General features: G+C 33.7%; 27 protein-coding genes. 26 read left to right on the forward strand and 1 reads right to left on the reverse strand.

The annotated features are described in order from the left end of the window. Nucleotides 1-2: 2 nt before the first annotated feature. The 20 genes from rpsN to AAEO59_RS03360 all read left to right on the forward strand — a co-directional run bounded on the left by rpsN (nucleotide 3) and on the right by AAEO59_RS03360 (nucleotide 13,242). Nucleotides 3-272 carry a 30S ribosomal protein S14 gene (gene rpsN, locus AAEO59_RS03265; RefSeq protein WP_066329354.1) on the forward strand — a complete coding sequence of 90 codons (270 nt, stop codon included), beginning with the start codon at nucleotides 3-5 and terminating at the stop codon, nucleotides 270-272. A 73-nt stretch (nucleotides 273-345) separates the two neighbouring features. Continuing rightward, nucleotides 346-744 (forward strand): 30S ribosomal protein S8, encoded by a 399-nt coding sequence (gene rpsH / locus AAEO59_RS03270; protein ID WP_026714636.1) that lies wholly within the window; start codon nucleotides 346-348, stop codon nucleotides 742-744. A gap of 19 nt (nucleotides 745-763) precedes the next feature. Further along, on the forward strand, nucleotides 764-1,306 hold the full coding sequence (rplF, locus tag AAEO59_RS03275; protein WP_278036361.1) for a 50S ribosomal protein L6: 543 nt from the start codon (nucleotides 764-766) through the stop codon (nucleotides 1,304-1,306). 11 nt (nucleotides 1,307-1,317) lie between these two features. Next, complete coding sequence (rplR, locus tag AAEO59_RS03280) at nucleotides 1,318-1,668, forward strand: 50S ribosomal protein L18 (RefSeq protein ID WP_341699315.1); 351 nt, start codon at nucleotides 1,318-1,320, stop codon at nucleotides 1,666-1,668. A gap of 3 nt (nucleotides 1,669-1,671) precedes the next feature. Further along, nucleotides 1,672-2,196: a 30S ribosomal protein S5 gene (rpsE, locus tag AAEO59_RS03285; protein WP_085949269.1), complete on the forward strand. Its 525-nt coding sequence runs from the start codon at nucleotides 1,672-1,674 to the stop codon at nucleotides 2,194-2,196. A gap of 12 nt (nucleotides 2,197-2,208) precedes the next feature. Next, complete coding sequence (gene rpmD, locus AAEO59_RS03290) at nucleotides 2,209-2,391, forward strand: 50S ribosomal protein L30 (protein WP_026707002.1); 183 nt, start codon at nucleotides 2,209-2,211, stop codon at nucleotides 2,389-2,391. Between the two features lie 11 nt (nucleotides 2,392-2,402). After that, a complete protein-coding gene (gene rplO, locus AAEO59_RS03295; RefSeq protein ID WP_341699316.1) occupies nucleotides 2,403-2,855 on the forward strand; it encodes a 50S ribosomal protein L15 in 453 nt (150 codons plus the stop codon). A 13-nt stretch (nucleotides 2,856-2,868) separates the two neighbouring features. Continuing rightward, the gene (gene secY / locus AAEO59_RS03300) at nucleotides 2,869-4,215 is read left to right on the forward strand and encodes a preprotein translocase subunit SecY (RefSeq protein WP_066329347.1); all 1,347 of its coding nucleotides are present in this window, start codon (nucleotides 2,869-2,871) and stop codon (nucleotides 4,213-4,215) included. A 4-nt stretch (nucleotides 4,216-4,219) separates the two neighbouring features. Then, nucleotides 4,220-4,435: a translation initiation factor IF-1 gene (infA, locus tag AAEO59_RS03305; RefSeq protein WP_026714631.1), complete on the forward strand. Its 216-nt coding sequence runs from the start codon at nucleotides 4,220-4,222 to the stop codon at nucleotides 4,433-4,435. Nucleotides 4,436-4,446: 11 nt separating this feature from the next. Next, entirely contained in the window at nucleotides 4,447-4,563 is a 117-nt protein-coding gene (gene ykgO, locus AAEO59_RS03310) for a type B 50S ribosomal protein L36 (RefSeq protein ID WP_002987490.1), read from the forward strand. A gap of 2 nt (nucleotides 4,564-4,565) precedes the next feature. After that, a complete protein-coding gene (rpsM, locus tag AAEO59_RS03315; protein WP_341699317.1) occupies nucleotides 4,566-4,940 on the forward strand; it encodes a 30S ribosomal protein S13 in 375 nt (124 codons plus the stop codon). 8 nt (nucleotides 4,941-4,948) lie between these two features. Continuing rightward, entirely contained in the window at nucleotides 4,949-5,332 is a 384-nt protein-coding gene (gene rpsK, locus AAEO59_RS03320; protein WP_026714629.1) for a 30S ribosomal protein S11, read from the forward strand. 90 nt (nucleotides 5,333-5,422) lie between these two features. After that, entirely contained in the window at nucleotides 5,423-6,028 is a 606-nt protein-coding gene (gene rpsD, locus AAEO59_RS03325) for a 30S ribosomal protein S4 (protein ID WP_341699318.1), read from the forward strand. Nucleotides 6,029-6,049: 21 nt separating this feature from the next. Further along, nucleotides 6,050-7,042: a DNA-directed RNA polymerase subunit alpha gene (locus tag AAEO59_RS03330; protein WP_341699319.1), complete on the forward strand. Its 993-nt coding sequence runs from the start codon at nucleotides 6,050-6,052 to the stop codon at nucleotides 7,040-7,042. Nucleotides 7,043-7,101: 59 nt separating this feature from the next. Beyond that, the gene (gene rplQ / locus AAEO59_RS03335; RefSeq protein ID WP_341699320.1) at nucleotides 7,102-7,596 is read left to right on the forward strand and encodes a 50S ribosomal protein L17; all 495 of its coding nucleotides are present in this window, start codon (nucleotides 7,102-7,104) and stop codon (nucleotides 7,594-7,596) included. 181 nt (nucleotides 7,597-7,777) lie between these two features. Further along, a complete protein-coding gene (carA, locus tag AAEO59_RS03340; RefSeq protein ID WP_341699321.1) occupies nucleotides 7,778-8,878 on the forward strand; it encodes a glutamine-hydrolyzing carbamoyl-phosphate synthase small subunit in 1,101 nt (366 codons plus the stop codon). A 213-nt stretch (nucleotides 8,879-9,091) separates the two neighbouring features. Next, nucleotides 9,092-10,384 (forward strand): phosphopyruvate hydratase, encoded by a 1,293-nt coding sequence (gene eno / locus AAEO59_RS03345; RefSeq protein WP_341699322.1) that lies wholly within the window; start codon nucleotides 9,092-9,094, stop codon nucleotides 10,382-10,384. 157 nt (nucleotides 10,385-10,541) lie between these two features. After that, nucleotides 10,542-11,819 carry a citrate synthase gene (locus AAEO59_RS03350; protein WP_341699323.1) on the forward strand — a complete coding sequence of 426 codons (1,278 nt, stop codon included), beginning with the start codon at nucleotides 10,542-10,544 and terminating at the stop codon, nucleotides 11,817-11,819. Between the two features lie 86 nt (nucleotides 11,820-11,905). Beyond that, the gene (gene ctlX, locus AAEO59_RS03355; RefSeq protein WP_341699324.1) at nucleotides 11,906-12,841 is read left to right on the forward strand and encodes a citrulline utilization hydrolase CtlX; all 936 of its coding nucleotides are present in this window, start codon (nucleotides 11,906-11,908) and stop codon (nucleotides 12,839-12,841) included. Between the two features lie 35 nt (nucleotides 12,842-12,876). Continuing rightward, nucleotides 12,877-13,242, forward strand: coding sequence for a CoA-binding protein (locus AAEO59_RS03360; RefSeq protein ID WP_341699325.1), 366 nt, complete (start codon nucleotides 12,877-12,879; stop codon nucleotides 13,240-13,242). 207 nt (nucleotides 13,243-13,449) lie between these two features. Here AAEO59_RS03360 and AAEO59_RS03365 read toward each other — a convergent pair whose 3' ends face one another. After that, nucleotides 13,450-14,958, reverse strand: a complete 1,509-nt coding sequence (locus AAEO59_RS03365; RefSeq protein WP_341699326.1) for a sodium:solute symporter — start codon at nucleotides 14,956-14,958, stop codon at nucleotides 13,450-13,452. A 630-nt stretch (nucleotides 14,959-15,588) separates the two neighbouring features. On the opposite strand from AAEO59_RS03365, the gene recR reads away from it, so the two are divergent. The 6 genes from recR (at nucleotide 15,589) to AAEO59_RS03395 (ending at nucleotide 22,979) form a co-directional block, all read left to right on the forward strand. Continuing rightward, nucleotides 15,589-16,209, forward strand: a complete 621-nt coding sequence (recR, locus tag AAEO59_RS03370; RefSeq protein ID WP_341699327.1) for a recombination mediator RecR — start codon at nucleotides 15,589-15,591, stop codon at nucleotides 16,207-16,209. Between the two features lie 68 nt (nucleotides 16,210-16,277). Beyond that, the gene (locus AAEO59_RS03375) at nucleotides 16,278-17,066 is read left to right on the forward strand and encodes a polysaccharide biosynthesis/export family protein (RefSeq protein WP_341699328.1); all 789 of its coding nucleotides are present in this window, start codon (nucleotides 16,278-16,280) and stop codon (nucleotides 17,064-17,066) included. A 15-nt stretch (nucleotides 17,067-17,081) separates the two neighbouring features. Then, nucleotides 17,082-19,535, forward strand: coding sequence for a polysaccharide biosynthesis tyrosine autokinase (locus AAEO59_RS03380; protein ID WP_341699329.1), 2,454 nt, complete (start codon nucleotides 17,082-17,084; stop codon nucleotides 19,533-19,535). Nucleotides 19,536-19,880: 345 nt separating this feature from the next. Further along, complete coding sequence (locus AAEO59_RS03385) at nucleotides 19,881-20,864, forward strand: SDR family oxidoreductase (protein ID WP_341699330.1); 984 nt, start codon at nucleotides 19,881-19,883, stop codon at nucleotides 20,862-20,864. Nucleotides 20,865-20,958: 94 nt separating this feature from the next. Next, nucleotides 20,959-22,350, forward strand: a complete 1,392-nt coding sequence (locus AAEO59_RS03390) for a UDP-glucose 6-dehydrogenase (RefSeq protein ID WP_341699331.1) — start codon at nucleotides 20,959-20,961, stop codon at nucleotides 22,348-22,350. A 155-nt stretch (nucleotides 22,351-22,505) separates the two neighbouring features. Continuing rightward, nucleotides 22,506-22,979: a UpxY family transcription antiterminator gene (locus AAEO59_RS03395; protein ID WP_341699332.1), complete on the forward strand. Its 474-nt coding sequence runs from the start codon at nucleotides 22,506-22,508 to the stop codon at nucleotides 22,977-22,979. The last annotated feature ends 276 nt before the right edge of the window (nucleotides 22,980-23,255 follow it).

Genomic DNA, 23,255 nt, shown 5'->3' on the forward strand with positions numbered 1-23,255 from the left:
ACATGGCTAAAGAATCAATGAAAGCCCGCGAGGTTAAGAGAGAAAAAACGGTAGAAAAGTATGCTGAGAAAAGAAAAGCTTTGATAGAAGCTGGCGATTTCGTAGGTTTGCAAAAATTACCAAAAAATGCTTCACCAGTTCGTTTACACAATCGTTGTAAATTAACAGGTAGACCAAGAGGGTACATGCGTCAATTCGGTATTTCACGTGTAACTTTCCGTGAAATGGCTAATAATGGATTGATACCAGGTGTTAAAAAAGCAAGCTGGTAACAAATTGAATTTTAATTGGTTAAAGGTTCGATGAGAGAGACTCGGAGAAAACCATAACCGCAAATTAATAAATATGAATACAGATCCTATTGCAGATTATTTAACGCGAGTTAGAAACGCTGTGGCTGCAAACCACAAAGTTGTTGAGATTCCGGCATCTAATCTAAAAAAAGAGATAACTAAGATTTTATTTGATCAAGGTTATATCTTAAGTTACAAATTTGAAGAGAACACTGTTCAAGGTTCTATCAAAATTGCTTTGAAGTACGATAAAGATACTAAAGAGCCAGTTATTAAAGATATCCAAAGAATTAGTAAGCCAGGTTTGCGTAAATATTCAAGTTCTGCAAACATTCCTAGAATCCTTAATGGATTAGGTATTGCTATTGTTTCTACATCAAAAGGTTTGATGACTGGAAAGAAAGCTAAGCAATTAAATGTAGGTGGTGAAGTAATTTGCTACGTATACTAATTTAAAAAGACTTATTAAGATGTCAAGAATAGGAAAAAGTCCAATTGTAATCCCTGCTGGAGTAACTGTAGAAGTTAAAGACGGTATCATTACAGTAAAAGGAAAAAATGGTCAACTAACACAGGAGTTTTCGGATGTAACTGTAAAAGTTGAAGGTGATCAAGTTTTAGTAGAAAGATCATCTGATCACAAAGATCAAAGAGCAAAACATGGTTTGTACAGATCTTTAATCAATAATATGATTGTTGGTGTAACTGATGGCTTTACAAAATCTTTAGAATTGGTAGGAGTAGGTTATAGAGCTTCTAACCAAGGACAAAAATTAGATTTAGCTCTTGGATTTTCTCATAATATTGTTTTAGAAGTTGCTCCAGAAGTAATTGTAGAAACTATATCTGAAAAAGGTAAGAACCCAATTGTAAAATTAACATCTTATGATAAACAACTTTTAGGAGCTGTTGCTGCGAAAATCAGAGGTTTCCGTAGACCAGAACCATACAAAGGAAAAGGTGTTAAATTTGTAGGTGAAGTATTAAGAAGAAAAGCAGGTAAATCAGCTTAAAAAATAAGATTATGTCATTAACAAAACCTGAAAGAAGACAGCGAATCAGATTCAGAATCAGAAAAACAGTTAGCGGTACAGCTGCTGCTCCAAGATTGTCTGTATTTAGAAGTAACAAAGAAATTTATGCTCAATTAATTGATGACGTAAATGGAGTTACATTATTATCTGCTTCTTCAAGAGAGAAAGAAATAGGAAAAGGTACTAACGTTGAAGTTGCAGCTGCAGTTGGAAAACTTGTTGCAGAGAAAGCGTTAAAAGCTGGGGTTGATACAGTAAAATTCGATAGAGGAGGTTACTTATACCACGGTCGTATAAAATCATTAGCAGATGGCGCAAGAGCCGCTGGACTTAAATTCTAATATATTATGTCTAAATACAAAAATGTAGAATTAGTAAAACCAAGTGGTCTTGAATTAAAGGATCGTCTGGTAAGTGTTAATCGTGTTACTAAGGTTACAAAAGGAGGTAGAGCTTTTGGTTTTTCTGCTATTGTAGTTGTAGGTGATGAAAACGGAGTTGTTGGACACGGATTAGGAAAATCTAAAGATGTTTCTGAAGCAATCGCGAAAGCGGTGGAAGATGCTAAGAAAAACTTAGTGAGAATTCCTTTGAATGGTCAATCAGTTCCTCACGAACAAAAAGGTAAATTTGGTGGTGCACGTGTATTCTTAATTCCTGCTTCTCATGGTACAGGAGTTATTGCTGGTGGAGCTGTTCGTTCAGTTCTTGAATCAGTAGGTATTCATGATGTATTATCAAAATCTCAAGGATCATCAAATCCTCACAACGTAGTAAAAGCTACTTTTGATGCTTTATTACAAATGAGAAGTGCTCATACTGTTGCAAAACAAAGAGGAGTATCTTTAGAGAAAGTTTTTAAAGGTTAATTCAAGGAAATTATGGCTAAATTATTAGTAAAACAAGTTAGAAGTAAAATCAACTGTCCACTTGATCAAAAAAGAGGATTAGAGGCTTTAGGTCTACGTAAAATGGGTCAGGTTGTAGAGCATGACTCAAACCCTGCAATCCTTGGGATGATAAACAAAGTTAAACACTTAGTTTCTGTTGAAGAAGCTAAATAACAAATACTGTTATGAATTTAAGTAACTTACAACCAGCTGAAGGGTCTACGCACAATCAAAATAAAAGAGTAGGTAGAGGAGAAGGTTCTGGAAAAGGTGGTACTGCTGCACGTGGTCACAAAGGAGCTAAATCTCGTTCTGGATATTCTAAAAAGATTGGTTTTGAAGGAGGTCAAATGCCACTTCAAAGACGTGTACCAAAGTTTGGTTTTAAAAACATCAATCGTAAAGAATACGAAGGTGTAAATCTTGATACGCTTCAATTATTGGTAGATAATGGAATTGTTACAGATACTGTTGATATGACAGTTTATGTTGAAAACCGTTTAGCTACTAAAAACGAGATTGTAAAGATTTTAGGAAGAGGAGAATTGAAAGCTAAATTAAAAGTATCTGCTCACAAATTTACCGCTACTGCAAAAGCTGCTATCGAAGCTGCTGGTGGAGAGGCTGTAACACTATAATTTTTCAATCAGTATGAAGAAATTTTTTGAATCATTAAGTAATGTTTGGAAAATCGAAGAACTAAAAAATAGAATTCTATTAACTTTAGGATTACTTTTAGTTTATCGTTTTGGAGCACACGTTACTCTTCCAGGAATTGACGCTACACAATTAAACAGTCTTGCTGGCCAAACTGAAAAAGGTATTGGATCAATTTTAGATATGTTTACTGGAGGAGCTTTTTCTAAAGCGTCAGTTTTTGCTTTAGGAATTATGCCTTATATTTCTGCATCTATCGTTGTACAGCTTATGGGAATAGCTATTCCTTATTTGCAAAAATTACAAAGTGATGGAGAAAGTGGTAGAAAAAAGATTAATCAAATTACACGTTGGTTAACTATCGTTATTACTTTAGTTCAAGGTCCAACTTATATTTATAATCTTTACCGAACTTTACCAGGAGGTGCATTTTTATTAGGTTTTGATTCTTTTGAATTCTTATTTTCTTCAGTAATTATCTTAGTTACAGGTACAATTTTTGCCATGTGGTTAGGAGAAAAGATAACTGATAAGGGAATTGGTAACGGTATTTCACTTTTAATTATGGTGGGTATTTTAGCAAGATTTCCTCAAGCATTTATTCAAGAATTTACAACTAGAGTTACAAACAACAATGGAGGTCCAATGTTGTTAGTACTTGAAATAATTATTTGGCTTTTAGTTATCATTGCTTGTGTTTTGTTAACTATGGCTATTCGAAAAATACCAGTTCAGTATGCTCGTCGTACTGCATCTGGTGATTTTGAACAAGATATGTTAGGTGGAAATAGACAATGGATCCCTTTGAAATTGAATGCTTCTGGGGTTATGCCAATCATTTTTGCTCAAGCAATTATGTTTATTCCTGCTGCTTTAGCGGGATTGTCTAAGTCCGATGCTTCACAATCTATTGTAGGTGCTTTTAGTAATATGTTCGGTTTTTGGTATAATTTTGTATTCGCTCTTTTAATTATTGTGTTTACATATTTTTATACTGCAATTACAGTTCCTACTAATAAAATGTCAGACGATCTTAAAAGAAGTGGCGGTTTTATTCCAGGTGTTAGACCAGGTGCTGAAACTTCTGATTTTCTAGACAAAGTGATGTCTTTGATAACTTTTCCAGGTTCTTTATTTCTTGCTCTAATAGCTGTGTTCCCGGCCATAGTTGTAAGTCTTATGGATGTTCAACAATCTTGGGCAATGTTTTTTGGAGGTACCTCATTAATTATTATGGTAGGTGTTGCAATTGACACAATTCAACAAATCAACTCATACTTGTTGAATAAACATTATGATGGTTTAATGAAAAGCGGAAAAAATAGAAAAGCAGTAGCTTAATATTATGGCAAAACAATCAGCAATAGAACAAGACGGATCAATCATTGAAGCATTGTCAAATGCGATGTTCCGTGTAGAATTAGAGAATGGACACGTTGTAATTGCTCATATTTCTGGAAAAATGCGTATGCATTACATCAAGTTATTACCTGGTGATAAAGTGAAATTAGAAATGAGTCCTTACGATTTGTCAAAAGCAAGAATTACTTATAGATATTAAAGATATTCACAATGAAAGTAAGAGCATCAGTAAAAAAGAGAAGTGCCGAGTGCATTATCGTACGTAGAAAAGGTAGATTATACGTAATAAACAAAAAGAATCCTAGATTTAAACAAAGACAAGGATAATTATGGCAAGAATAGCAGGGGTAGACATCCCAAAAAACAAGAGAGGTGTTATTGCACTTACCTATATCTTCGGATTAGGAAAAAGTAGAGCTATTGAGATTTTAGAAAAAGCTCAAGTAAGCCAAGATAAAAAAGTTCAAGATTGGAATGACGACGAGATTGGAGCAATCCGTGAGGCAGTTGGAACTTTCAAAATTGAAGGAGAATTGCGTTCTGAGATTTCTTTAAACATTAAACGTTTAATGGATATTGGTTGTTACAGAGGAATCCGTCACAGATCTGGTCTTCCTTTAAGAGGACAAAGAACTAAAAACAACTCTAGAACTAGAAAAGGTAAAAGAAAAACTGTTGCTAACAAGAAAAAAGCAACTAAATAATAAGTAATATGGCTAAAGCAACTACAAAAAAACGTAAAGTTATCGTTGAATCAACGGGAGAAGCTCATATTTCTGCTACCTTCAATAACATCATCATTTCTTTGACTAACAAAAAAGGTGAAGTTATTTCTTGGTCTTCAGCTGGTAAAATGGGTTTTAGAGGTTCTAAAAAGAACACTCCATATGCAGCTCAAATGGCCGCAGAAGATTGTAGTAAAGTGGCTCTTGAAGCTGGATTGAAAAAAGTTAAGGTTTATGTAAAAGGACCAGGTAACGGACGTGAGTCTGCTATCCGTTCTATTCATAACGGTGGAATCGAAGTAACTGAAATTATTGACGTTACTCCAATGCCACACAACGGATGTCGTCCTCCAAAGAGACGTAGAGTTTAATAAATCAATTTAAGTATAACTAGGTGGAAGTACGATTATCGAAGGATATGACCTGAATTCATAATCTCCACCTTAATTAATTCATTAGAAATGGCAAGATATACTGGTCCTAAAACTAGAATTGCTCGTAAATTTGGCGAAGCAATTTTCGGAGACGATAGAGCTTTCGAAAAAAGAAATTACCCTCCTGGACAACACGGGATGGCTAAAAAAAGAGGTAAAAAATCTGAATACGCAATCCAATTAATGGAGAAGCAAAAAGCTAAATATTCTTATGGAATTTTAGAAAAACAATTCAGAGGTTTATTCAAAAAAGCATCAGCTACTAAAGGAGTTACTGGTGAGGTTCTTTTACAATTATGTGAGGCAAGATTGGATAACGTAGTGTTCAGAATGGGAATTGCTCCATCTAGAAGAGGTGCAAGACAATTAGTTTCTCACAGACACATTACTGTTAACGGTGAAGTTGTAAATATTCCTTCTTACCATCTTAAAGCTGGTGATAAAGTTGCTGTTCGTGAAAAATCTAAATCTTTAGAAGCAATCGAACGTTCTTTATCTAATTCAAGTCAAGTTTATGAGTGGATTACTTGGAACAATGATACTAAAGAAGGTACTTTCGTAGCTGTACCTGCTAGAATCCAAATTCCAGAAAACATTAAAGAACAATTAATCGTAGAGTTGTACAACAAATAATAATTGACTTAGTCGAAATTTATGGCAATATTTAATTTTCAAAAGCCCGATAAAGTTATCATGATCGATTCAACCGATTTTGAAGGTAAATTCGAATTTAGACCTTTAGAACCTGGTTATGGATTGACTGTTGGTAATGCACTTAGAAGAGTTTTGCTTTCAGCATTGGAAGGTTATGCAATTACATCTGTTCGCATAGAAGGTGTAGATCATGAGTTTTCTACTATTTCAGGAGTTGTTGAGGATGTTACAGAAATCATCCTTAATCTAAAACAAGTACGTTTTAAACGTCAAATTGAAGATATTGATAACGAGTCAGTTTCTATCTCAGTTACTGGTAAAGATCAATTAACAGCTGGTGATTTCCAAAAATTCATTTCAGGTTTCCAAGTTTTGAATCCAGAACTTGTTATCTGTAACTTGGATTCAGGAATCAAATTAAACCTTGATTTAACAATCGAGAAAGGTAGAGGATATGTTCCTGCTGAAGAGAACAAAAAACAGAATGCTGCAATTGGAACTATTTTTACAGATTCTATTTTTACTCCGGTAAAAAATGTAAAATACGCTATTGAAAACTTCCGTGTTGAGCAAAAAACAGATTATGAAAAATTAGTTTTTGAAATTAAAACTGATGGTTCTATTAATCCAAAAGATGCACTTACTGAAGCTGCTAAAGTTTTAATTCACCATTTCATGTTGTTCTCTGACGAAAGAATTACACTTGAGGCTGATGAAATTGCACAAACAGAATCTTACGATGAAGAATCGTTACATATGAGACAATTGCTTAAAACTAAGCTTGTTGATATGGATTTATCTGTGAGAGCCTTAAATTGTTTGAAAGCGGCTGAAGTTGATACACTTGGTGATTTAGTATCGTTCAATAAAAATGACTTAATGAAGTTCCGTAATTTTGGTAAAAAATCTTTAACAGAGCTAGATGAACTTGTAGCTGTTAAGAATTTAACTTTCGGAATGGATTTAACGAAATACAAGTTAGATAAAGAATAATTACTTCATAATTTGCTCTCCAAAGTGGATTGAGCAAGATGAAGCTTAAAAAAAACGTCATGAGACACGGAAAGAAAATCAATCACTTAAGCAGACAGACTGCACATAGAAAATCTATGTTAGCTAATATGGCTTGTTCTCTTATCGAGCACAAACGTATTAATACTACTGTTGCTAAAGCTAAAGCGCTTAAACAATTTGTTGAGCCGCTTATAACAAAATCTAAAATCGATACTACTCATAACCGTCGTATCGTTTTTGCTAACTTAAGAAGCAAATATGCTGTTACTGATTTATTCAGAGATGTAGCTGCTAAAGTTGGTGACCGTCCGGGAGGATACACTCGTATCATTAAAGTTGGAAATCGTTTAGGAGATAATGCTGATATGGCAATGATCGAATTAGTTGATTTTAACGAAATTTACAACGGAGGTAAAAAAGAAGTTAAAAAAGCAAAAAGCCGTCGTGGTGGTAAAGCTAAAAAAGCTGAAGATGCTTCTGCAACTGAAGCTCCAGCTGCTGAAACTGATACAACTGCTGAAGCTGCTGAATAATTATGAAAGTAATCATTCAATAAAATCAAGGATAAACTATTTTTTTAGTTTATCCTTTTTTTTTGATTTTTTCTGACATAATACATCTTGTGGAAGTGGTTGTTTATACCTGTAAAATAATTTTTAAAATTGTTGCTTTCACTGCTTTAATGATTTAAATTTGCACCATATTTAATAACAAATGAAATACACAACACGAAAAAGCGCCATCCTGTTACTAAGTGATGGTACTATATTCCACGGAAAATCTATCGGAATCAGCGGAACCACTTTTGGAGAAGTTTGTTTTAACACAGGAATGACTGGTTATCAGGAAATTTTTACTGATCCATCTTATTTTGGACAAATTATGGTGGCAACTAACCCTCATATTGGAAATTATGGGGTTAATGACAATGAAGTAGAATCAAACGGAATAAAAATTGCTGGTTTGGTTTGTAAAAATTTCAGTTTTAACTATTCCAGAGAAGATGCTTCTGGAAGCTTAGAAGATTATTTTGCAAAACACAATTTAATCTGTATATCTGATGTTGATACTCGTGCTTTAGTTAGTTATATTAGAGAAAATGGAGCAATGAACTCTGTAATTTGTACAGATGATACTCCAATTGAAGAATTAAAAGCAGCTTTAGCTAAAGTTCCTGATATGAAAGGATTAGAGTTAGCTTCTAAAGTCTCTACTAAAGAACCTTATTTTTTCGGAGACGAAAATGCTAAGTATAAAGTTTCGGCTTTAGATTTAGGTATCAAAACTAATATTCTTCGTAATCTCGCTAAAAGAGATTGTTATATTAAAGTTTTTCCATATGATTCTTCTTATGCTGATTTAGCATCGTTTAATCCTGATGGTTTCTTTTTGTCAAATGGACCTGGGGATCCTGAGCCCTTAGATAGTGCTATTGCTGTAGCTAAAGAAATTTTAGCAAATGATAAGCCTTTATTTGGAATCTGTTTAGGTCATCAGGTAATTGGTTTGGCTAATGGAATTTCGACTTATAAAATGTTTAACGGTCACCGAGGAATTAATCATCCGGTTTCAAATTTAATTACTGGAAAAGGTGAGATTACTTCTCAAAATCATGGTTTTGCGGTCAACAGAGAAGAGTTAGAAGCTAATCCTGAAATGGAAATTACGCATCTGCATCTAAATGACGGAACTGTTGCGGGTATGAGGATGAAAAATAAAAACTGTTTTTCTGTACAATATCACCCTGAAGCAAGTCCAGGACCTCATGATTCTTCTTATTTGTTTGATCAGTTTGTGGAGAATTTAAAAAAATAATTTTTTTACAGAAAATAATTTAGGCTAGACGGTTTTGTTTAGCCTATTTTTTTTATAGTAACTTGACTGTAGCATGTAAAATGTAAACTTTGCTTTAAATTATGTTTAAAAAATGTTTTTATAACGTTTTCGTTGATAACGAATAAAAAAAATAGTGCTTTGTTTAAAAAACTTAGAATATATTTGTATCCGAAAATTTAAAAACTAAGTAAGATGAGTATTATTATCAAAATTCATGCAAGACAAATTCTTGATTCAAGAGGTAATCCTACTGTAGAGGTAGATGTAATTACAGAAAATGGTGTTTTAGGTAGAGCTGCTGTACCTTCTGGAGCTTCAACTGGAGAACACGAAGCTGTAGAATTACGTGATGGAGGAAAAGCTTTTTTAGGAAAAGGAGTTTTAAATGCAGTGAACAATGTTAATACTGTTATTGCTGAAGAACTTGTAGGTACTTCTGTTTTCGAACAAAACTTAATCGATCAAATGATGATTGATTTAGATGGTACTCCAAATAAATCTAAATTAGGTGCAAATGCTATTTTAGGAGTTTCTTTAGCTGTAGCTAAAGCTGCTGCTGCTGAATTAGGAATGCCATTATACAGATATGTAGGAGGAGTTTCTGCTAATACATTGCCTGTTCCAATGATGAATATCATCAACGGTGGTTCTCACTCTGATGCTCCTATTGCATTCCAAGAATTCATGATTTTTCCAGTGAAAGCAACTTCATTCTCTCACTCTATGCAAATGGGGACTGAGATTTTCCATAACTTGAAAAAAGTATTACACGATAGAGGTCTTTCTACAGCAGTAGGTGATGAAGGTGGTTTTGCTCCTAACTTAGCTGGTGGAACTGAAGATGCTTTAGATACTATCAAATTAGCAGTTGAAAAAGCGGGTTATTCTTTCGGTGATGAAATTATGATTGCTTTAGACTGTGCTTCTGCTGAGTTTTATGTAGATGGTAAATACGACTACACTAAATTTGAAGGAGAAACTGGTAAAGTAAGAACTTCTGCTGAGCAGGCGGAATATTTAGCTGAATTAACTACTAAATACCCAATTATCTCTATCGAAGACGGTATGGATGAAAATGACTGGGAAGGTTGGAAATTATTAACTGAAAAAATTGGTGATAAAGTTCAATTAGTAGGTGATGATTTGTTTGTAACTAATGTTCAACGTTTGTCAACAGGTATTGATAAAGGAATTGCTAATTCAATCCTTATTAAAGTAAACCAAATTGGTACTTTAACTGAAACTATTGCAGCAGTTAACATGGCTAAAAATGCAGGTTACACCTCAGTTATGTCTCACCGTTCAGGAGAAACAGAAGATAATACAATTGCTGACTTAGCAGTAGCTTTAAACTGTGGTCAAATTAAAACAGGTTCTGCTTCACGTTCTGATCGTATGGCTAAATACAATCAATTATTGAGAATCGAAGAAGAATTAGGAAATACAGCTTATTTCCCTGGTTTAAAAGCTTTCAAGATAAAATAAGAATAGCAAAGTTGTTATTTTTTAAAAGCCATTCATTTCAATTGAATGGCTTTTTTTATGAAATTTAACAATATCACTGCTTTTTACCCTTTTTAATTAGGGTTATTATCCTTAGATTTGGTACATTATTAAGTGTAAAGATTTATTTCAAATTATTATGTCAAAAACAGCAATATTAGAAATTGATGGAAAGAAGTATGAATTTCCTATTTTCGTAGGAAGTGAAAACGAAGAAGCTATCAATATTAACAAATTAAGAGATTTAACAGGGGCAATTACAATTGATCCAGGTTATAAAAATTCAGGTTCTTGCACTAGTGAAATTACTTTCTTAGATGGAGAATTGGGAATTTTACGTTATAGAGGATACGCAATTGAAGATTTAGCTGATCAGGCTAATTTTTTAGAAGTTTCTTATCTTTTAATTTTTGGTGAATTACCTACAGCTGCTCAATTAGAACAATTTGAAAAAGATATCAGAAAACATAGCTTAGTAAACGAGGAGATGAAAGGAATCATTGACGGATTCCCTAGAACTGCTCACCCAATGGGAGTTTTAGCTGCTTTGACAAGTGCTTTAACAGCTTTTAACCCAAAATCAGTGAATGTTGAAAACGAAAAAGAATTGTACCAAGCTGTTTGTAAAACAATGGGTAAATTCTTAGTTATAGCAACATGGACTTATAGAAAAAGTATGGGATATCCTTTAAATTATTATGATAATACTAAAGGGTATGTAGAAAACTTTATGAAATTAATGTTTGAGTTGCCTACAGAACCTTATAAATTAAGTCCTGTAGTAACAGAAGCCCTTGATAAATTGTTTATTTTACATGCTGATCACGAGCAAAACTGTTCTACTTCAACTGTAAGAATGGTAGGTTCTTCTCACGCAGGTTTATTTGCTTCTATCTCTGCTGGAGTTTCTGCGTTATGGGGACCTTTACATGGAGGTGCTAATCAGGCAGTTCTTGAAATGTTAGAAGAAATTCATCAAAATGGAGGCGATACTGAAAAGTATTTGGCTAAAGCTAAAGATAAAAACGATCCATTTAGATTAATGGGATTCGGACACAGAGTTTACAAAAACTTCGATCCACGTGCTAAAATCATCAAAAAAGCAGCTAACGAAGTATTAGGTACTTTAGGTGTTGATGATCCAATTTTAGATATTGCTAAAAGATTAGAAGCAGCAGCTTTAGAAGATGAGTATTTTAAAGCAAGAAATTTATATCCAAACGTAGATTTCTATTCAGGGATCATTTACAGAGCATTAGGAATTCCAACAGATATGTTTACTGTAATGTTTGCTATCGGAAGATTACCGGGGTGGATCGCTCAATGGAAAGAAATGCGTTTAAATAAAGAACCTATCGGAAGACCAAGACAAATATATACTGGTTCACCATTAAGAGAGTTTAAAAGACCTCAATAATTAGGTAACAATAAGTCTAAGAAGCTTCACTTAACCGTGAAGCTTTTTTTATCTTTGGTAAAAAGCAATTAACAGTATTTTAATTTATGAAGCAAGTAAGTAATTCGGTTTTAATGATTCGTCCGGTGGCTTTTCGTTTGAACGAGCAAACCATAAAAAATAATCATTTCCAAAAAGAATTAAAGGGCATGCTACCTTCTGCAATAAATGCTAAAGCACAACAGGAATTTGATGCTTTGGTAGAAAAATTAAAAGGAGTAGGTGTTGATGTTATTGTGGTTGATGATACAATGGAAACAGACACTCCAGATAGTGTATTTCCAAATAACTGGATTTCGTTTCATGATAATGGTGATGTGGTTTTGTATCCAATGTTTGCTGAGAATCGAAGAGCAGAGCGTCGTGAAGATATTTTAGATGTTTTAGAAGAAAAAGGTTTTGCAATTGAAAATGTCGTTGACTTTACTTCTGCTGAAGAAGAAGGTATTTTTCTGGAGGGAACAGGAAGTCTTGTTTTGGATAGAGTGAATTCAATAGCATATTGTGCTTTATCTCCAAGAGCCAACGAAGAATTGTTTATAGAATTTTGTGAAGATTTTGATTGTGCTCCGGTTATTTTTGAAGCTTTTCATAAGGTTGACGGAAGAAAAGAGTTGGTTTATCATACCAATGTGATGATGAGTGTAGGAGAGCGTTTTGCTGTGATTTGCGCAGAAATGATTGAAGATAAGCAGGAACGTAAAATGGTTTTGGATAATTTAAGAGCGAGTGGAAAAGAACTAATTCTGATTAATGAGAAACAGGTAGCACATTTTGCCGGAAATATGCTGGAAGTTTCAGGAGCTCATGATAAACGATATATTGTGATGAGTAGTGCAGCTTTTGAATCGTTAAGTGCTGCGCAAAAAACACAGTTGGAAAAATTTGGAGCGCTGTTGTATACCAATTTGCAAACTATCGAAAGTTGCGGAGGTGGTAGCGCCCGATGCATGATGGCAGAAATATTTTTACCAAAAGTTTAGATACAACTTTAGTAATTTGAATAAAGTGAAAATTAATGAAAAATAAGAAAACTTTAGTTTTAGGTGCTTCGACAAAATCATTTCGCTATGCGTATCAGGCAATTTTGTCGCTCATAAGTAAGGGGCATTCTGTGATAGCGATTGGAAATGAAGTTGGGGAAGTAGCCGGCGTAAAAATTCAAAATAAGGCTATTCCATTGAAAAATATTGATACGGTTACTTTGTATTTAAATCCGGTGAATCAGAAAGATTACTACAATTATATTATTGAAACCAAACCAAAGCGTGTTATCTTTAATCCGGGAACCGAAAATCCGCAGTTGTATCAACTTTTGGAATTGAATAACATAAAGTTTGAAGTTGCTTGTACCTTGGTGTTGTTGGCAACCAATCAATATTAAAGAATTAAAAAAATAAATTTGAAACCATTTTGCTTTGAGTAAAATGGTTTTTTATTTAAACCCAAATTCAGCATTAAAAAATGCTGAATCGATAAAGTAAATGTAATCAATGTTTTAAAAAAAAACATTGAAACATTTTCTAAATCGGGGTTTACCCTTATGGAATCATTAGTTCGCTTTTTCAAAGCTTCTAATGATTAATTCGGGTTAAAAATGCTTGGTCTGAGTAATTGGTTTGCTAATTGATAAAAGACCAAGAAATGTAATCAGTCCGTTGATAATGATTATTTCGTTGTCAAAAACATAACCCATTAAAAAATCCTTGGAATATTCGCTGATAAAAAAAGTAATGGCAGGCGAAAGAATGCAAACAAAAGGGATGTATTTGTCTTTTACAGTTTTTGATTTTAAAAATAATCCAAAACAATATAAACCTAATAAAGGTCCGTAAGTATAAGAAGCAACTCTGAAAATCATTCCAACTACCGAGCTGTCATTGATGGAATTGAAAAATACAATTACCAAAAACATTAAGAAGGAAAAACAAAGATGAGTTAGATGTCTGATTCTGATAATATTGGGTTTGTGCAAATTTTCCGTTTTATCCATTCCCAAAAAATCCACACAGAAAGAGGTTGTGAGTGCTGTTAATGCCGAATCGGTTGTGGCAAAAGTGGCAGCGGTTAATCCCAATAAAAAAATTACCGATGGAATAATGCTCAGGTGATGGAAAGCGATTTCGGGAAAAAGTAAATCGGTTCGGGGGTTTCCGGTGATTAAATCTTTTGGGATTTCGATGTTGTTTTTTGTAGCGTAAATATAAAGTAAGGCGCCAACACTTAAGAAGAAAAGATTGATGATGACAAAGATTCCGGTAAAAGTGAACATGTTTTTTTGTGCTTCGCCAATATTGGAACAACTTAGGTTTTTTTGCATCAAATCCTGGTCTAAACCTACCATGGCGATGGTAACAAACATACCGCCCAGAATTTGTTTGACAAAATGAAATTTATTAGATAGGAAATCGTCAAAGAAAAAGGTTTTAGAATAATTGCTGTTTTTTACGGTCTCGTATGCTTGAAAGATGTTTAGATTCAAGCTTTGGCAAATAAAATAAATGGTTAGTAGGACAGAGCTGACCAGGAAGAATGTTTGTAAAGTATCGGTGATAATGATTGTTTTTAGGCCACCACGATAGGTGTAAGCAAAGATTAATGCTAATGAAATAAGAACTGTAATTGTAAAAGGAATTTGATAGTAATCAAAAACAAAACGTTGCAAAACAATAACCACTAAATACAGTCTAAAAGCAGAGCCAATAGTCCGACTTATTAAAAAAATGATGGCTGCTGTTTTATAGGAATAAAAACCAAGTCGGTGTTCAATGTAGCTGTAAATTGAGGTGAGGTTCATTCGGTAATATAGCGGGAGTAATACCTTGGCAACAATTATGAAACCAATAGCGTTACCCAATACAAATTGAAAATATTTGAATTGTTCTCCGTTTGGCGAGCCTACTTCACCAGGAACAGAAATAAATGTGACTCCGGATAAGGCGGTTCCAATCATTCCAAAAGCAACGAGATACCATTTGGAATTTTTATTTGCTTTAAAAAAAGCATCGTTTCCACTATTGTTTTTACTAGTGAAATGAGCTATTGTAAATAGAATTCCAAAATAAATAACGATGAGAGATAGTATTGTGGCTGGCGTCATTTTTTCGAATTTATAACAGCAAATTACGATTTTTTAGGAAACAAATTCTGTTGTGAAATTTGAATTTAAAAAGTATCCGAATTTTAAAATAAAAAACGTTGGATGAAAAACGGTTCTCGTGCCGATAGAAATCTGGATATTTTTTGCTTCATTTAATTGCGCAAGAAAAGTACACTCTTTTAGATTGTTTTATTAAATTTAAGTGAATTTAGAAAAGTGAAATTATGGTTTATTAATTTTCTTTTTTGCTTGATCAAAAAAGAAACAAAAAAATATTCATGCGTTCTTATTGTTTTTTGTATTCATGAATCTTCGATTTCAAGTCTTACGCTTCCTCGTCGGTCAAATTAGTTTTCGAATACTAAAAGAAAAGAAACTCGCTACGCTCAAACAGCTTTTCTTTTTACGTATTCTTCAAACATTTGACACTCGACTGCGGAAGCTAAGGACAGCTTAAACCTCAGAAAAACACAATTTAATTGGCGATTGACAAAGTATCAGCGTCATTTTGTATTGTTTTTTTAAACGAAAATTATATCTCGAACTTACGTTTTTGATGATTTTAGTCAATAATAAAGGCATTTTCGAATAATCAATTATATCAATAAACAAATTGTTACATTTGCAACTATGGAATTTTCTTCGAAATTATTAGAAAAAGCAGTCAATGAAATTTCGCAATTGCCCGGTATTGGAAAAAGAACGGCTTTGCGTCTCGTGTTGCATTTGTTGAAACAACCCAAAGAACAAACCAGTTTTTTGACGCAGGCATTGGTTGCAATGCGTGAGGATATAAAGTTTTGCGAAAGCTGTCATAATATTTCGGATACTGCGATTTGTGAAATTTGTAGTAATCCTAACAGAAATCATCAGATTGTATGTGTGGTTGAAGATATTCGGGATGTGATGGCAATTGAAAATACTGGGCAGTTTAAAGGTATTTATCATGTTTTGGGAGGGAAAATTTCGCCTATTGACGGCGTGGGTCCTAGTCAACTGAAGATTGCCAGTTTAGTTGAAAAAGTAAAATCAGGGAAGTTGAGTGAGGTTATTTTTGCGTTGAGCTCCACGATGGAGGGAGATACGACCAATTTTTATATTTATAAACAAATAGCCGATTCAGGGATTGTTATTTCTACTATTGCCCGTGGAATTGCTGTGGGAGACGAATTAGAATATGCTGACGAAGTGACTTTAGGGAGAAGTATTTTGCAGCGTTTGCCTTTTGAAAAAGCGATAAAAAATAATTAGTTGGTTAAGTGTCATGAGGCTTTTTATATCGTGAATGAAAAGCTATATTTGTTGTCTAAAAGAATAAAATGGGGAAATATCTTTTTGGTTTATTGCTAATGATTAGTGTGTTGTTAACTTCTTGTATTTCAACACGGGACTTGGTGTATTTGCAAAATAAAAATGAAACGACTGCTGAGACCACTATATCAGCTGTGCAGTCAAAGCCCTATAGATTGCAAATAAATGATGTTTTGAGCATTAGTATCAAAGCAAATGATCCAAAGTTGGTTGAGATTTTTAGTACGACTAATGAGGGGACTTCAGGAAAGTCTGAATCTTCTTTGTACTTTAATGGTTTTACAGTTGATGATCACGGTAATATCCGTATGCCTATTTTGGGAGAAATAAATGTTATAGGTTATACACTTGACGAAGTCAGGCAGCATATAGAGAAACAGTTGTTGGCAGAATATTTTAAAAAAGAGGCAAACATTTTTGTGATAGTTAAGCTGGCAGGATTTCGTTATACCATCATAGGTGAAGTAGGGAGTAGTGGTACAAAAACATTGTTTCAAGAGCATGTGAATATTATGGAAGCTATTGCAAACTCTGGAGATATTACCCTTTTAGGCAACCGAAAAGCAGTGACTATTATTAGAAAAACTCCAACAGGAAATGAAATGCATGATATTGATTTAACTAACAGTAACGTTGTTAATTCTCCCTATTATAATTTGCAACCTAATGATTATATCTATGTGAAACCCTTGAAGCAAAAAACATGGGGAACCGGAAAAACCGGTATAGAATCATTAGGGACTATATTGACTTTAATATCACTAGGAACTACAGTTTTACTATTATTAAAAAGATAAAGCACTTTAAAAATAATGTTAGATTTAAAAGACTTTTCCATTTTTGAAAACCAGGTTAGTTTTGATTTCAAAGGCTTATTAATTAAAATTTTAAGCTATTGGAAATTGTTTTTGCTGAGTTTAATAATAGCCTTAACGATTGCCTATCAGGTTAATATTCGTAAAGAAAAAATCTACGAGATGGCAACTTTGATTTCTGTAAAAGAAGAAAGTAATCCCTTGTTTACCTCTAATACTAGTTTGACTTTTAACTGGGGAGGGGTTTCTGATCAAATGCAGACAATTTCTACTACTTTACAATCTCGATCTCACAATGAATTAGTGGTTGATCAACTACAGTTTTATATTGATTATTTGGTTCAGGAAAAGTACAATATGGTTGATGCTTATGGTGCTGTTCCTTTTTATGTCAGTATTGATAAAGAGAAGCCGCAACTTGCAGGTAGTCTTATTAGTATTACTTTTTTGAGTGAATCTGAATATCAAATTAAGATTCCTTTTCAGGGTGATTCGGCTTCATTGATTAACTATCAGGACAATTCGTATAGTTCTACAACTGTTCCTGTTGGGGATTTTGTAAAGAAATACAGGGTAGGAGATCAGGTTTCTTTACCTTTTTTACATTGGAAATTGTTTATAAATGAGAATCCCGGTTTGTATAAAGGCAAAGAATATTTTGTACGATTTAATGATTTTAATGGCACGGTATCCCGTTATAAAGGAATTGCTGTAATTTCAGATGAAAAAGGGGCATCCATTTTAAATTTAAGATTGCAGGGAACTAACAAAGCCAGAATGGTAGAATACCTCAATTCGACTGTGAAAATGCTTATCAAAAGTCAATTGGATAACAAAAATCGATTTGCTACTAATACGATTAATTTTATTGACAGTACTTTGGTTGCCATGGAATCGCAATTAAAAACTACTGGTGACGAATTGAAATCTTTTAAGAGAGGTAAAAATGTTACCAATTTAGAAGATGGAGGAGCCAAGTTTTCCGAAAAGATTTCGCAGTATGATGTAGAAAAAGATGCTATAGCCAGAAAAATTTCGTATTACAATTCCCTTAAAGCCTATTTGAAAAATAGTGTTGATTATTCTAAACTTCCAGCGCCATCAGTGGCAGGTATTGATGATCCAAATATTGTTGCTAATATTTCTAAACTGATTGCACTTTCGGCACAACGTTCAGAAATGGCTTATGCTGTAAAAAGCGATAAGATTTTTAGAGATTTTGATAGTCAGATGGAGGCTATTAAAAGTGTTTTGTTAGAAAATATTGCTTCCGCAAAATCATCTTTGCAATTTGATTTAGGAATGATCAATAGCAAAATTAATCAGGCTGAGGGTAATATAAGGCAATTGCCCGAAGATCAGCAGGAGTTGATTAAAATACAAAGAAAATATGACTTAAGTGATAATATTTACAGCACTTTTCTACAAAAGAGAAGCGAGGCTAATATTGTCAAAGCAGCTAATTTATCCGATATCCATTTTATTGATCCTGCTAAAGATGTAGGCGGTGGTTTGATTGGTCCTAAAACATCGGTTAATTATGTGTTGGCTGTTTTCCTAGGGTTTACAGTTCCATTGGTGTTCATTTTTATTCTTTTTTTTATAAATAATTCTATTCAAAATGCGGATGATGTGAGTAAGCAAACTCAAATCCCTTTGCTTGGAGTGATTGGGGTTTATAAAGAAAAAGGAGAATTGGCGGTTTATGATAAGCCTAAATCGGCTTTATCTGAATCCTTTAGGGCTATTCGTTCTTCTTTGCAGTTTTTGTATAAAAAACAGCATGTAGAAGGTGGAAAAACCTTGATGATCACTTCGTCGATTAGTGGAGAAGGAAAAACTTTTTGTTCTATCAACATTGCGACCGTTTTTGCTTTAAGCGAAAAGAAAACAGTCATTGTAGGTTTGGATTTGAGAAAACCTAAATTGGCCGCCGAATTTGATTTATCTAATGATGTTGGGGTTGTTAATTATTTGATTAAACAGAAAAGTCTAAAAGAAATTACTAATGCTACTCATATCCCTTATTTGGACGTGATTCTTTCCGGACCTGTGCCTCCTAATCCTTCAGAATTGATTATTAGTGAAACCATGGCAGATTTAATTGCCGAATTGAAAAAGGAATACGATTATATTATTTTGGATACACCTCCAGTTGGATTGGTTTCAGATTCTTTAGAATTAAGTCAATATGCCGATGTGACTTTGTATATTATAAGGCAGAATGTGACTAAGAAAGATATGATTCCGTTATTGAATAATAGGATGAAACGTGGTGAAATGAATAATGTGAGTATTGTTTTGAATGGTTTTGAAAACAAGGCTAAATATGGTTCTGCTTACGGCTATGGCTATGGGTACGGCTATGGAGAATATTCGAATGGTTATCATGATGAGGAAAAGCCGAAAGGATTGATCCAAAAAATACTTAAAAAGATTAGAAAAACGTAGGGGTGTTTAGAATTGTATGAAAAAGAAATTTTCTTTTTTGCTTGATCAAAAAAGAAACAAAAAAATCAAGTCTTGCTCTTCCTCGTCGGTCAAATTAGTTTTCGAATGCTAAAAGAAAAGAACTCGTCCCGAAGTGTCGGGACTCAAACAGCTTTTCTTTTTACGCATTCTTCAAACATTTGACACTCGACTGCGGAAGTTAAGGACAGGTGGAGTTAGGGAAGAATCACGTTTTTGTTTAAAGTTGAATAAAATTACTCATCGAACTTACTTTTTGATAATTTTGCCAATGATTTTTTTGAAAAAAAAATAAACATGCTCAGTAGCTAATTTTTAAATAAAAAAATGAGAGAAATAAGCAATTATACCATTTTAATAACAGGAGGAGCGGGGTTTATAGGTTCTAATTTATGCGAATACTTTTTATCCAAAGGAAATAAAGTGATTTGTCTGGATAATTTTGCTACTGGTCACCGTCATAATTTAACAGCTTGTATTTCTAATCCTGATTTTACTTTGATTGAAGGAGATATTCGAAATTTGGAGGATTGTAAAAAAGCTGTTGAAGGAGTCGATTATGTACTGCATCAGGCTGCTTTGGGTTCGGTTCCGCGTTCTATAAAAGATCCTCTTACGACGAATGATGTCAATGTTTCGGGATTTTTGAATATGCTGCAAGCAGCTACGGAGGCTAAAGTGAAGCGTTTTGTATATGCGGCCAGTTCATCCACTTATGGGGATTCTGTTGGTTTGCCTAAGGTAGAGGATGTTATAGGAAAACCACTTTCGCCTTATGCAATTACAAAATATGTAAACGAATTATACGCTGAAATTTTTAGTAGAACTTACGGAATAGAAACAATTGGTTTGCGTTATTTTAATGTTTTTGGAAGAAAACAAGATCCTAATGGAGCTTATGCGGCAGTAATTCCAAAATTTGTAATGCAGTTAATGAAACATGAGGATATTACCATTAATGGTGATGGGAATTATTCTCGTGATTTTACGTATATAGACAATGTGATTCAGATGAATGAATTGGCAATAGCAACTGATCATCTAACTGCAGTGAATACGGTTTATAATACAGCATTTGGAGACAGGAATACCCTGAATGATTTGGTTGGTTATCTAAAAGAATATTTAAGTCAATACGATGCTGAAATTGCTAATGTGGGGGTTGTACACGGTCCTAACAGAGCAGGTGATATTCCGCATTCCTTAGCCAGTATTGACAAGGCAAAAGAATTATTGGGCTATAACCCTAAATATTCTTTGCAGGAAGGATTAAAGATAGCTGTGGATTGGTATTGGAATAATTTGAGATAGAAGTAAGTTAGAAGTTATGAGTTAGGAGTTAGAAGTTGTTGTTAAACTTATAACTCATAACCCATAACCCATAACGTATAACAGAAAAAAATAAATGAAAATTACAAAAATTTGTTGCATTGGAGCGGGATACGTTGGAGGTCCTACAATGGCAATAATAGCACAAAAATGTCCACAAATACAGGTTGCGGTGGTGGATTTAAATGAAGAAAGAATAGCAGCCTGGAATGATGAAGATGTGAATAATATTCCCATTTATGAACCGGGATTATCCGAGATAGTCCAGGAAGCCAGAGGACGAAATTTGTTTTTTTCTACAGAGGTAGATGCAGCTATTGATGCAGCTGATATGATTTTTATTTCGGTGAATACGCCAACAAAAACCTATGGAAAAGGTAAAGGAATGGCTGCTGATTTGAAATACATTGAATTATGTGCCCGACAAATTGCAAGAGTTTCTAAAAGCAACAAAATTGTAGTTGAAAAATCGACTTTGCCAGTGCGAACTGCTGAGGCAATAAAGAGTATTTTAGATAATACCGGAAACGGAGTGCAATTTCAAATTCTTTCTAATCCGGAGTTTTTAGCAGAAGGTACTGCTGTGCAGGATTTGTTGGCTCCCGATAGAATTCTTATAGGAGGAGACACTAATGAAGAGGGGCAAATAGCTATCAAGGCTTTATTTGATGTTTATGCAAATTGGGTGCCTCAAGATAAAATTTTAACTACGAATGTTTGGTCCTCAGAATTGTCAAAATTGACTGCGAATGCTTTTTTGGCGCAAAGAATTTCTTCGATAAATGCCATGTCAGAGCTGTGTGAAAAAACAGGTGCTGATGTAAATGAAGTAGCAAGGGCTATCGGAATGGATAGCAGAATTGGACCTAAATTTCTTAAAGCTTCTGTAGGTTTTGGAGGGTCTTGTTTTCAAAAAGATATTTTAAATTTAGTCTATATAGCAAAATCCTATGGTTTAAATGAAGTAGCAGATTATTGGGAGCAGGTGATCATTATGAATGACCATCAAAAAAGACGATTTTCAGGAAATATTGTCAAAACGCTTTACAATACGGTTTCAGACAAAAAAATTACTTTCCTGGGTTGGGCTTTCAAAAAAGACACTAACGATACCCGAGAGTCTGCGGCGATTTATGTGGCCGATGATTTGATTAATGAAAATGCAAAGATTGCGGTTTATGATCCAAAAGTGTCTCATAAAAAAGTGTTGGCTGACTTAGATTATTTGCAAACAAGAGATGCAGATGAGAATGCCGAAAGTGTTTTGTCTTTTGAGAATCCTTACGAAGCCTGTTCAGGAGCTCATGCTGTTGCCATTCTTACCGAATGGGATGAGTTTGTGGCTTACGATTGGCAAAAAATATATGATGCCATGCAAAAACCGGCTTTTGTATTTGATGGAAGAAACATATTAAATGCAGTTGAATTAGAGAAAATAGGTTTTGTTTATCAGGCTATAGGCTCTTAGGAGCTGTTGCGATTTATTTATAAAAAAGAAATATTCTTTCCCCGTCCCTAAAGGGAGGAAAATTTCTTCAGAATTGTGTTTTAAAAGTTAAAGCTGCTCTTTTTAAAAAAATATAAAACTGTTTTTGGTTAACTTAATTTAATAAAAATGTTGAGATGAATTGGTATGTTTTATATACAAAACCAAAATGGGAAAAAAAAGTAGCCGAACAATTACTTCAAAAAGGGATTGAATGTTATTGTCCATTGGTAACTCAAATAAAGCAATGGTCAGACAGGAAGAAGAAAGTAGAAGTTCCATTGTTTAATTCTTATGTTTTTGTGCGTTTGAATGAGACCGATAGAAATCTTGTTTTTCAGTCCTCTGGTGTTGTGCGTTATCTTTTTTGGTTAGCTAAACCTGCCGTTGTTCGTGATGAAGAAATTACTACTATAAAAAATTGGCTTGAAATGCCTGATCAATATGAAGTTTCTGTATCGACTTTGCAAGTAGGGGATAAAGTTGTTCTTGAATCAGGACCTTTTCAGTCTCATGAGGCTGTTGTAAAAGAAGTGAATCGTAATAATAATTACGTACTTGTTTTGGAATCATTAGGCTGTGTATTGAAAATGAAGCTTAAACAAACATAGTGGTAAGATTTACAGTAAGATTTTAAGTTTACTTAGCGTTTAAATTTTTGAGTTAGAAAATTTAAGCGCTTTTTTTGTTAAATGATTTTTAAAATAGGGACCATTTTTCTCTGTTGTATTTTAAAACTGTCAAAGTTAATTTTAGAAATGATTTTGTGGAGTGTTGAAAGTTAGAGGATTACATTTTTTTTCTTTTTTTGTCTTTTAATAAAGTATTAAGATGCATTTTCATACAGTTATTTTGTTTGATTGTAGTTATATTTGCGAACGAAAAAT

This window comes from Flavobacterium flavipallidum (assembly GCF_038289905.1).
Taxonomy (GTDB): Bacteria; Bacteroidota; Bacteroidia; order Flavobacteriales; family Flavobacteriaceae; genus Flavobacterium; species Flavobacterium flavipallidum.